The sequence below is a fragment of the Arsukibacterium sp. genome, from assembly GCF_041616895.1.
In the GTDB taxonomy this organism is placed as follows: Bacteria; Pseudomonadota; Gammaproteobacteria; order Enterobacterales; family Alteromonadaceae; genus Alishewanella.
The window spans coordinates 1-9934 of record NZ_JBFJPY010000111.1; the positions used below are offsets into that span (position 1 = coordinate 1).

10 protein-coding genes and 1 other RNA gene are annotated in these 9934 nt (G+C 48.4%); 6 read left to right on the forward strand and 5 right to left on the reverse strand.

The genetic code is table 11. The annotated features are described in order from the left end of the window. Both ssrA and smpB read right to left on the reverse strand, forming a co-directional pair. Positions 1-123: a transfer-messenger RNA gene (ssrA, locus tag ABY802_RS14520) on the reverse strand; the annotation flags it as partial. A 191-nt stretch (positions 124-314) separates the two neighbouring features. Continuing rightward, positions 315-797 (reverse strand): SsrA-binding protein SmpB, encoded by a 483-nt coding sequence (smpB, locus tag ABY802_RS14525; RefSeq protein ID WP_372627847.1) that lies wholly within the window; start codon positions 795-797, stop codon positions 315-317. A gap of 127 nt (positions 798-924) precedes the next feature. Here smpB and ABY802_RS14530 point away from each other — a divergent pair, with 127 nt between their 5' ends. Then, on the forward strand, positions 925-1368 hold the full coding sequence (locus ABY802_RS14530) for a type II toxin-antitoxin system RatA family toxin (protein ID WP_372627848.1): 444 nt from the start codon (positions 925-927) through the stop codon (positions 1366-1368). After that, positions 1361-1693, forward strand: a complete 333-nt coding sequence (locus ABY802_RS14535) for an RnfH family protein (RefSeq protein ID WP_290613125.1) — start codon at positions 1361-1363, stop codon at positions 1691-1693. The genes ABY802_RS14530 and ABY802_RS14535 overlap by 8 nt, the downstream gene beginning before the upstream one ends. A 144-nt stretch (positions 1694-1837) precedes the next feature. Here the strand turns inward: ABY802_RS14535 and ABY802_RS14540 are convergent, their stop codons facing one another. The 3 genes from ABY802_RS14540 to nadK form a co-directional block, all read right to left on the reverse strand. After that, positions 1838-2191: an outer membrane protein assembly factor BamE gene (locus tag ABY802_RS14540; RefSeq protein WP_372627849.1), complete on the reverse strand. Its 354-nt coding sequence runs from the start codon at positions 2189-2191 to the stop codon at positions 1838-1840. Between the two features lie 64 nt (positions 2192-2255). Further along, a complete protein-coding gene (recN, locus tag ABY802_RS14545; RefSeq protein ID WP_372627850.1) occupies positions 2256-3929 on the reverse strand; it encodes a DNA repair protein RecN in 1674 nt (557 codons plus the stop codon). A gap of 125 nt (positions 3930-4054) precedes the next feature. Then, positions 4055-4936: an NAD(+) kinase gene (gene nadK, locus ABY802_RS14550; protein ID WP_372627851.1), complete on the reverse strand. Its 882-nt coding sequence runs from the start codon at positions 4934-4936 to the stop codon at positions 4055-4057. Positions 4937-5082: 146 nt separating this feature from the next. Between nadK and hrcA the strand changes: the two genes are divergently transcribed. From hrcA to ABY802_RS14570, 4 genes are all read left to right on the forward strand, one after another. Then, the gene (hrcA, locus tag ABY802_RS14555; protein WP_372627852.1) at positions 5083-6111 is read left to right on the forward strand and encodes a heat-inducible transcriptional repressor HrcA; all 1029 of its coding nucleotides are present in this window, start codon (positions 5083-5085) and stop codon (positions 6109-6111) included. A 29-nt stretch (positions 6112-6140) separates the two neighbouring features. Next, a complete protein-coding gene (gene grpE / locus ABY802_RS14560; protein WP_372627854.1) occupies positions 6141-6734 on the forward strand; it encodes a nucleotide exchange factor GrpE in 594 nt (197 codons plus the stop codon). A 134-nt stretch (positions 6735-6868) separates the two neighbouring features. Further along, entirely contained in the window at positions 6869-9628 is a 2760-nt protein-coding gene (locus tag ABY802_RS14565) for an FAD-binding and (Fe-S)-binding domain-containing protein (protein ID WP_372627855.1), read from the forward strand. 37 nt (positions 9629-9665) lie between these two features. After that, positions 9666-9934, forward strand: a 269-nt coding sequence (locus ABY802_RS14570; RefSeq protein ID WP_372627856.1) for a response regulator, incomplete at its 3' end; no start/stop codon positions are given.

Here is a 9934-nt window from a genome sequence, read left to right on the forward strand (position 1 = left end):
TAAGCAGCGAGTGCGTAGTTTTCGTCGTTTGCGACTAGTTTTTTGCGGTTTTTTTACGAGGCCTACCGCACCTCGGCATGCACCTAGGAGTTCGTGAATCCCGTCGAATCCAGTATCAGCCCCGAATTCTGTGGTTTAACAATAATACTCTCAGTGTGTGGCTATTGTACGCCTGCTATTTGTTGATCACAAGGAACAAACTTAGCAGGTGCTCCAATTGCCGTATTTACCAGCAAACTGACTGTGACAGATACCACCTATCACAACCTCTTAGATGGTGTTCGTGCACGTTAGTTTCAAGGGCAGCTTAAAAGTTAACGTTTACTGTGTTTCATCATCCGTTCTTTTTCACGCGACCAGTCCCGATCTTTAATGTCATCACGCTTATCGTGCTGCTTTTTACCTTTAGCCAGATGAAACTCTAGTTTTACCCAACAGGCTTTCCAGTACATGGCGGTAGCAATTAAGGTGTAACCGTCACGTTCTTTTAAGCCAATAAGCTTGTTTAGCTCACGTTTGTTAAGTAACAATTTACGGCTGCGATCCGGGTCGCAAATAACATGGCTGGAGGCGCTTTTCAGGGCCTGAATTTGCGCACCAAACAAAAATGCTTCGCCGTTGTTCAGAATAACGTAGGCGTCGGACAAATTTACTTTGCCTTCACGGATACTTTTAACTTCCCAGCCTTGCAAGCTAATGCCGGCTTCGTATCTGTCCTCCAGAAAGTATTCATGGCGGGCTTTTTTATTGGTAGCGATGGTACCGTTTGTGTTTTTACTTGGTTTTTTTTTGCTCATAATCCGCTATTTTTATTAACGCTTAGACCGGGTACGCTGCTCTGGATCCCGATGAAGCCGTGCTATGCCGGCCTTGTTGCCCCGCGTTATTCTGTTACAATCAGCAGCGAGTTTAAGGGGAGTGAGTATGCCACAAATTGAGCGCAGTGCCTTGGTTTTTTACAGCGCGCAGCAAATGTTTGACCTGGTAAATACCGTACCAGATTACCCACAGTTTTTGCCTGGCTGCACCTCAGCAAACATTGTTAGCCAGTCAGAAAATGAGATGGTGGCGAAGTTACAGGTTTCCAAGGCGGGGATTGGTCAATCTTTTACCACCCGTAATACGTTGCACCCGAACGAACGGATAGACATGCAATTAGTCGATGGCCCTTTTAAGCGATTACAGGGGGGCTGGCACTTTGTGCCGCTTAATGAACATTCCTGTAAAGTTGTGCTGCGACTGGAATTTGAGTTTTCCAGCAGGCTGGTGCAGTTTGCTTTTGGTAAAGTATTTTCTGAGCTCACTGCTGCGATGGTTAATGCGTTTACGCAAAGAGCAAAAGTAGTTTATGGAGCGAGCCATGGCTGAGCAAATTACAGTAGAAGTGGCTTATGCCCTACCTACCCAGCAAAGCTTGTTAACCCTGAACGTACTGCCGGGTAGCACCGTTATACAAGTTATTGAGCAGTCAGGTATTTTGCAGCAATACCCGGATATCGATTTAAACCAGCAGAAAATAGGGGTCTGGAGCAGGCCGGTTAAGCCTGAAGAACAGGTAAATGAAGGCGACAGAATCGAAATATACCGGCCGTTAATTGCTGATCCGAAGGATTTGCGCCGGCGCCGGGCAGAAAAAGCAAAAGAAGAAGGGCGGGCGGATAAAGTAACGGGTGGCAGAAAGCAGGAACACTAGCCTCGGAATTAATCGAATCAGTTTTCCCACAACAACACGCCGTAAACCCATCCATGGGGTCTCGTTTCCGCCCATCCAGGGCTTCAACGGTTGTTTTAGCGTAAACTGATTCTCCGAAATGTTAGCTATGGCGATTGCCAATAATCATATATCTAAAGGGGTATTAAACTCTTCCGACTTTTTAAAATCGCCTGAAATATCCTGCAGCTTATTGTCTTTAAATTCGACAATTAACTGCTTTTCAAAGTTATTACCACGCCCACCTTTTAATGAATAAAAATAATGCCAGGTGTCATTGTCAAACGCGTTTTCTGCAACAGGGCTGCCCAGCACAAATTTAACCTGTTCTTTGGTCATAGCCACTCTCAGCTTATCAATATCTTTTTGCTCCAGAAAATTACCCTGAGGTATGTCAATCCGGTAAATCATGTTAGCGCACGCGCTTAAGCTGGCAAGCAGGCCAATTACTACTAAAATCTGTACTACTTTATTCATCATGTTCGTCTGTTAAGTCCGGTTGCGGTTATCATACCCTATGACAGCCTTGCTGAAAAATCTCTTTTCAGACTGCCGGTGCGCACAAAAGTTCGCGGGCATTGGCCAGGGCACTGGCACTGATATTTTCACCGGCCAGCAACCGTGCAATTTCACCAATCCGCTGTTCATCATTTAAGATCCGCATTCTGGTTTCGGTTGCCTGACCATCGGTATACTTTTCAACAAACAACTGCTGATGTCCCTGGCTGGCAACCTGTGGCAAATGGGTTACACAGATTATCTGGGTGGTTTCGCCAAGCTGACGTAATAGTTTGCCTACCCCGGCAGCTACCGGGCCACTGATCCCTACATCCACTTCATCAAAAATCAAAGTGGGGGTGGTGATTTTATCGGCCAGAATTACCTGAACCGCTAAACTTATTCTGGATAATTCGCCGCCTGATGCTACCTTAGCCAGAGGTTGTAATGGTTGACCCGGGTTAGTAGATACCGTAAAGCTGATTTGGTCCCAGCCATGGTTGCTGGCTTGTTCTAAAGTCAGCGCCTGCACGTTAATTTCAAATTTTGAATTGGCCATGCTCAGTTCATGCATGCTGCTGGCGATCAGAGCGCTAAGTTTTTCAGCAGCTTGCTTACGCTGCTGATGCAATTCGCGGGCAAACTGCTGGTAATGTTGCTCAGCTTCGATCAGTTCAGCTTCTAACTGCACTAAACGTCGGTCGTCACCGGTTATCTCTGCCAGTTGCTGTGCCAACTGTTGGTGGAAGTCAGGCAATTGCTCAAAGTTAACCTGGTGCTTGCGGCTTAAATTAAGCCATTGGCCAAGCCGTTCATCAACCTGCTGTAACCGCTCTGGATCAAGTTCAACTTTATCAGCATAACGACGCAGCTCGCGGCTGGCTTCTTCGGTTTGCATTAGTGCCTCTGCCAGCATCTGCTGCAGCGGGTTTAAGCTGGTGTCCAGGTCGCAAAGTTGTTGCAGTTGTTGATTTACCACAGACAGCGCCTGATAAATCGAGCTTTCGTCGTTATCATACAATTGTTCAAGGCATTGCTGACTCTGGCTGAGTAAGGTCTGGCCATGACTTAGGCGGTTTTGCTCGGCTTCAAGTTGGCTAAATTCATCTTCAGCGGGGGAAAATTGATCCAGTTCTGCTACCTGATATTCAAGCAGCTGGCGCTGTGCATCTCGCTGCTGCTGGCTATGCTGCAGTTGCTGATATTCTTGCTTTAACCCTTGCCATTGCTGATAGCATTGTTTTAACTCGGTACGCAGGGGGGCGTTTTCGGCAAACGCATCCAGTAACTGGCGCTGATAATCGGGTTTTAACAGCTGTTGATGAGCATGCTGGCCATGGATGCTGAGCAAATACTGGCCTAGCGCTTTTAATTGCTGGGCAGGCACCTGCACGCCATTGATGTAGCCGCGGGAGCGACCTTCATTATTAACAACCCGGCGCACGATACATTCGCTGCCCATCGCCAAATCCTGTTGCTCCAGCCAGTGCTGCGCCTGCGGTAACTGGGCAATGTCAAAGGTCGCCACAATATCGGCTTTGTCTGCACCGGGGCGAACTACCGTCGCATCGGCCCGCTCACCTAAACACAACGACAACGCATCAATGGCAATTGATTTACCCGCACCGGTTTCACCGGTTATGGTAGACATACCTGCCAGCCAGTCTATTTCTAAAGCGCGGACAATAGCAAAGTTGCTGATATGAAGGTGGCTAAGCATGCTGCGACTCCCTTAACAATAACGATAGTAAAACGTCACTGGTGATTACTGTTTATAGATACAGTGTAAATTTATACAGTAATTGTCAGATATGCAAGCTTGCCCTGAAATAAAATATGACTCATTTAGTAGAGTTTTTTACCCCAGCCCAGTTTATTGCGAAGTACATGATAATAGCTGTAGCCTGGCGGATGCACTAGCCGCAGTGGAGTAGGGTGCTTGCGGATATAAATTTCATCACCCGGCATCACCGCCAGAATGACATGGCTGTCGCAGCTGATTTGCAGGTGGGCATCGTTAGTATCGGCGACTTTCAGACAAATTTCGCTATTGCCGGACACTACCAAAGGTCTGCTACTTAAGGTATGCGGGAACATGGGCACCAGACACATCGCATCCAGATCCGGGGTCAGAATTGGCCCACCACCAGACAATGAGTAGGCGGTTGAACCGGTAGGCGTGCTGACAATCAAGCCGTCTGAACGCTGACTGTAAACAAATTCGTTGTTAATGTACGCTTCAAACTCAATCATATGAGCGACTTTATCGGCGTGCAACACCGCTTCATTTACGGCGCTGTTGCTGCTTTTTATGCTGCCATGCCGGTGTACTGATATTTCCAGCAAATTGCGTTTTTCGGTGACGAAATTGCCATCAAGCACATCGGCTAAAGGTTGCTCAAAAGCCTCTGGCGATAAATCGGTCAGAAAGCCTAAGTTTCCCCGGTTAACACCAAGCACGGCCACATTAAACCGGGCCAGTACTCTGGCGGCACCGAGCATATTGCCATCACCACCGACCACAATAGCCAGATCGCAGGTTTTACCCAGGTCGACCAGATCAAGCACTTTAGCATCGTCCAGTGCGAGAGATTGAGCAACCCGCTCCTCGACAAATACTTCAAGACCTTTAGCGCAAAGGAAATGGTACAGGCCAACCAGGGTATGGTTAGCACCCTGATGATTGGGTTTTCCAATCAGGCCAATTTTCGTAAAAGCGTGACTCATATCGTGGTTCCTGGCTGGCGTTTTGCCAGTATAGCGGCCACTTAGGCCGACCACCAGCCTCAGCGTTATTTTAGTGATTTATCAACTTGATATTGCTGGTTTAGCCCCCAGATCCATAATCAACACTGAATAAGGTATATCGTAGTATGGCGGCGGCGCTAAGCAGGACAGAACTGATCTTAAAACTAATTGTTGAGCAGTATCTGGTTGATGGCTTGCCGGTATCAAGTAAGCTGATTGCTGAAAACCAGGCGCTTGATGTCAGCTCGGCCACGGTGCGCAACACCATGGTTCAGCTGGAACAACAAGGCTTCATCCGTTCACCTCATACTTCTGCCGGGCGGGTACCGACAACCAGTGGTATTCGTTTATTTATTGATAAAATGTTGACCATGCAACCTTTACAAGGCCGCTGGCAGGCAGAAATTCAGCGCCAGTTGGTACCAACCTTGCCAGTATCCTTGCTATGTCAGCAAGCCGGCCAGTTGTTAACTAACCTGACGGGTTGCGTCGCTATTATCAGTGCTCCTAAGGCCAGTGGCCGGGAGGTGCGGCAAATAGATTTGGTGCGCCTGGCCAGTGACCGTTTGTTACTGGTGGTGATAGATGAAGATGGCGATATTTTGCATCGGGTACTCGACTGTGCTCAAAGTATCGACAGTGCCACCTTGGGTAAAGTATTGTGTTTACTTAATGCTGCCCTGTCGAATGGTCAGTGGCAGGATGGGATTGCCCGCCTGGCCGGTATAGCGAAAAACGAAAGTGGTTGCAGCCAATTACTGATGAACAAGGTGTTGGGGCAATTGAGTCTGGATGAGTTTTTGCAGCATCAGCCGTTAATATTCGGCCAGCATCAGCTGTTACTCAGCCCGGAGTATCAGCAAAATCCGGCGCTGCAACAGGTTTTTCAAATGTTGGAGCAACCGACCGGGCTGATAAATTTATTGCAAAAAATCTCCAGTGACGCCCACCCAAAGCTTATTCTGGGCAAGGAGTCGGGGTTTGTTGAACTGGCACCGGTCAGTATTATCAGTCAGCGCTACCAAACCGAGCCGCACCGCTTTATTGCCTTACTGGGACCAAGGCGGATGAATTATGCCAGGCTGGTACCCTTAGTGGAAGCCTGCGCTCATCGTTTAAATTTAAACTTGAATCGTCAGAATCCATCCCCATAATACACCTACTTTCATTTGGAGTAGTTAGCATGACAGAGCAAGCAAAGCCGAACGAGCAGGCTGAAGAAATTAAGCAGGACAACGCCAGTCAGGAAAGTCCGGCCAACGATCACGCCGATACTGTTGAATTATCTGGTGAACAAGCGGTAATTTCGAAACTGGAAACTGAACTGGCCGAAGCAAAAGCCAGACTGGCAGACCAGCAAGATTTAATGTTACGGATTAAAGCCGACGCCGAAAATGCCCGGCGCCGTGCTACTCAGGATGTGGAAAAAGCCCATAAGTTTGCCTTGGAAAAATTTGCCGGTGACTTATTGCCGGTTGTGGATAACCTCGAGCGGGCGCTGGGCTTTATTAATCGTGAAGATGAAGCTTTTGCTGGCATTATTGAAGGCGTAGAGTTAACCATGAAAAGCTTCCTGGACACCGTTGGCAAATATGGTGTGCAACAAATTGACCCGCAAGGCGAGCCCTTTAACCCGGATCAGCATCAGGCCATGACCATTCAACCGTCAGCTGATGTAGCACCTAATACCGTTACCTTTGTAATGCAAAAAGGTTATGAATTAAATGGTCGGTTATTACGCCCTGCTATGGTGGGTGTGTCAAAAGCTCCTGAGTAAGCAGAGTTACATTAATAAAAAAACCGGCGACAGCCGGTTTTTTTATGTTTACCTGTCATAGCGTATTAGAGCCCATAGCCAAAACAACTAAAACCTGTTATCACATAACCAACGTGTAGATTTGAGACGATGTTGTGGCAATACCTGTTGCATTTCAAAAGGCAGTAAAAAAGCTTATTCCCGCTGAGCGTTATTTTGACGATCCTATCGCTACCCTGGCCTATGGCACTGATGCCAGTTTTTATCGTTTATTACCGAAATTAGTGCTACGGGTAGAAAGCGAAGCGGAAGTCGTTGCACTGTTAAAGTTTGCTAATGAATATCACGTTGCCATTACATTCCGGGCGGCGGGAACCAGTTTATCTGGTCAAGCGGTAACTGACTCGGTATTGCTGGTGCTCGGTGAAAACTGGCAGCAGCGCGAGGTAAGGGGCCTGGGTGAACAAATTCGCTTGCAACCTGGGGTTATTGGCGCGGCAGCGAACAGTGTGTTAAGCAAATTTCAGCGTAAAATCGGCCCGGATCCGGCGTCTATCAACAGCTGCAAAATCGGCGGTATTGTTGCCAACAATGCCAGTGGTATGTGCTGTGGTACCGCCCACAACAGCTTTAATACCCTGGCGGCAATGCGCCTGGTGTTGTTTGATGGCACCGTGCTGGATACCGAAGATAGCCAAAGCGTTTCGGCATTTCGGCAAAGCCATGCCAGTTTGCTGGCCAATCTGGCGCTACTGGCAGAGCAAACCCGGCAAGACGTGCAACTTTGCGCCAAGATTCGCCACAAATATCGCTTAAAAAATACTACCGGCTTTTCATTAAATGCGTTAACTGAATTTACAGACCCGATTGATATTCTGACTCATTTAATGGTGGGCTCTGAGGGCTGCCTGGGCTTTATCAGTGCAGTTACCTACCACACTGTGCCGGAGTATCCGTATCGGGCAAGTGGTTTATTGGTATTTCCCTCTGTTGCCAGCTGCTGCCAGGCGCTGACAGTGTTAAAGCCATTGGCGGTATCGGCGGTGGAGCTGTTAGACCGGCGCAGTCTTCGCTCGGTTGAGCATAAAGCCGGTATGCCGGACTGGGTAAAGCAGGTATCAGATAATGGCTGCGCGTTGTTGATTGAAACCACGGCGGTATCTGCTCAGGTATTGCAACGTCAACTGGCAGAATTACGGGCAGTCGTTGCCGGTTTTACCCTAGAGCAACAGGTTGATTTCAGCACCGATCCTGCCGCTTATAACCAGCTCTGGGCCATTCGCAAAGGCATTTTCCCGGCGGTGGGTGCGGTGCGACAAACCGGCACCACGGTCATTATTGAAGATGTTACCTTTCCCCTGCCGCAACTGGCTGACGGTGTCGCCCGGCTGCAACAACTATTTGCTAAATATAATTACAACGAGGCCATTATTTTTGGCCATGCCTTAGAGGGCAACCTGCATTTCGTGTTTACCCAGGGTTTTAAAGACCCGGCAGAAGTTGCGCGCTACGATAATTTTATGCAGGACGTTGCGAATTTGGTCGCCGTAGAGTTTGGCGGTTCGCTCAAAGCCGAACATGGCACCGGTCGCAATATGGCACCTTTTGTTGAGCTGGAGTGGGGCAGTGATGCCTATCAGTTGATGTGGCGTATCAAAAAGTTGCTAGACCCTAAACATATTCTCAATCCGGATGTGGTGCTAAGCGATAACCCGCAACTGCATGTGCAAAATCTGAAACCTTTGCCAGCAACAGATCCGCTGGTAGACAAATGCATTGAATGCGGTTTTTGTGAGCCGGTTTGTCCTTCACGAAACTTAACCCTGACGCCACGTCAACGCATTGTGACTCAGCGCGAAATTTCACGATTACAGCAAAGTGGAGACGATCCAAAGCGGCTTACTGCATTAACGAAAAGTTATCAGTACGCTGGCAATGATACCTGCGCAGCCTGCGGTATGTGCAGTACCGCTTGCCCTGTTGGTATTAATACCGGTGAGTTAACCCGGGTGCTTCGCGCTGAAAACAACCGGCGCTGGCAGCGACTGGCCACTTTTTTGGCTCGACATTTTGCGGCTGTCAGCGCCATGGCGCGCTTTGGTCTGGGAGTAGGGCAGCGTTTAGGTAAGGTTTTTCCAGGCTGGCACAGCGCTATGCCAGGCGCGAATTGTGCTAAAGTAACGCCAGCAGATAGTAGTCTGACTCCCATTATTTATCTGGCCAGTTGCAGCAGCCGGGTAATGGCGCCGCAGGCCAATAGCCGGGATAACCGTAGTTTATTGCAGGTAAGTACTGACTTACTGGCTAAAGCTGGTTACCAGCTGCTTATACCACAAGGCATTGCCAACCAGTGTTGTGGCATGCCTTTTCAATCTAAGGGCCAATTTGTTGCTGCTAAGCTTAAACAGCATGAACTGGAGCAATGGTTACTTGAGGTGAGTAAAGATGGTGAAATACCAATTTTCTCTGATAGCAGTCCTTGCAGCCTAACCCTGAGCGGCAAGCTGGATCCGCGGTTAAACATTATCGACAGTGTCGATTTTTTATATGATCAGGTGTTGCCAAAGTTGGTGTTGAACAAGCAGGCCGGGCCGGTAGCGCTGCATATTACCTGTAGCGCCAGTCAGCTTGGCCAGAGCGCAAAATTACAGCAATTGCTGGGCACCTGTTCAGATGAGACGATTGTCCCTGAGGGCATAAGTTGCTGCGGGTTTGCTGGTGACAAAGGGCTTGTGCTGCCGGAGCTTAACGCCGCCGCACTGTCAGGTTTGGCTGCTCAGGTAAGTGAGTGCTCACGGGGGGTGTCAACCAGCAGAACCTGTGAAATTGGCTTATCGCTGCACAGTGGTATTGAATATCAGCATATTGTTTACTTGTTGGATCGATGCAGCACGGCAGCTACTATAGAAATATGAAAAGATTAAGAACGAGCTTACTTGAGGTGTTACGTTTATGCCGTTAGAAAAAATTATGCATGTTGAAGACGATGAGTCCATCCGCACTGTGGCAGAAATTGCATTGACTGATGTGGCCGGCTTTGAGTTACTAAGCTGTGATAGCGGTCAGAGTGCACTGGCTCAGGCAGCAGAGTTTGGTCCGCAACTTATTTTGCTGGATGTGATGATGCCGCAAATGGATGGCTTGCAGACCCTTGCTGCATTACGGCAGCTGCCGGCAACAAAACATACTCCCGTGGTATTTATGACGGCAAAAATTCAGCA

Bases quoted from the DNA above. Each gene is read 5' to 3' on its own strand.
- smpB (WP_372627847.1), bottom strand. From the start codon at position 797: ATGAGCAAAAAAAAACCAAGTAAAAACACAAACGGTACCATCGCTACC.
- ABY802_RS14530 (WP_372627848.1), top strand. From the start codon at position 925: ATGCCACAAATTGAGCGCAGTGCCTTGGTTTTTTACAGCGCGCAGCAA.
- ABY802_RS14535 (WP_290613125.1), top strand. From the start codon at position 1,361: ATGGCTGAGCAAATTACAGTAGAAGTGGCTTATGCCCTACCTACCCAG.
- ABY802_RS14540 (WP_372627849.1), bottom strand. From the start codon at position 2,191: ATGATGAATAAAGTAGTACAGATTTTAGTAGTAATTGGCCTGCTTGCC.
- recN (WP_372627850.1), bottom strand. From the start codon at position 3,929: ATGCTTAGCCACCTTCATATCAGCAACTTTGCTATTGTCCGCGCTTTA.
- nadK (WP_372627851.1), bottom strand. From the start codon at position 4,936: ATGAGTCACGCTTTTACGAAAATTGGCCTGATTGGAAAACCCAATCAT.
- hrcA (WP_372627852.1), top strand. From the start codon at position 5,083: ATGGCGGCGGCGCTAAGCAGGACAGAACTGATCTTAAAACTAATTGTT.
- grpE (WP_372627854.1), top strand. From the start codon at position 6,141: ATGACAGAGCAAGCAAAGCCGAACGAGCAGGCTGAAGAAATTAAGCAG.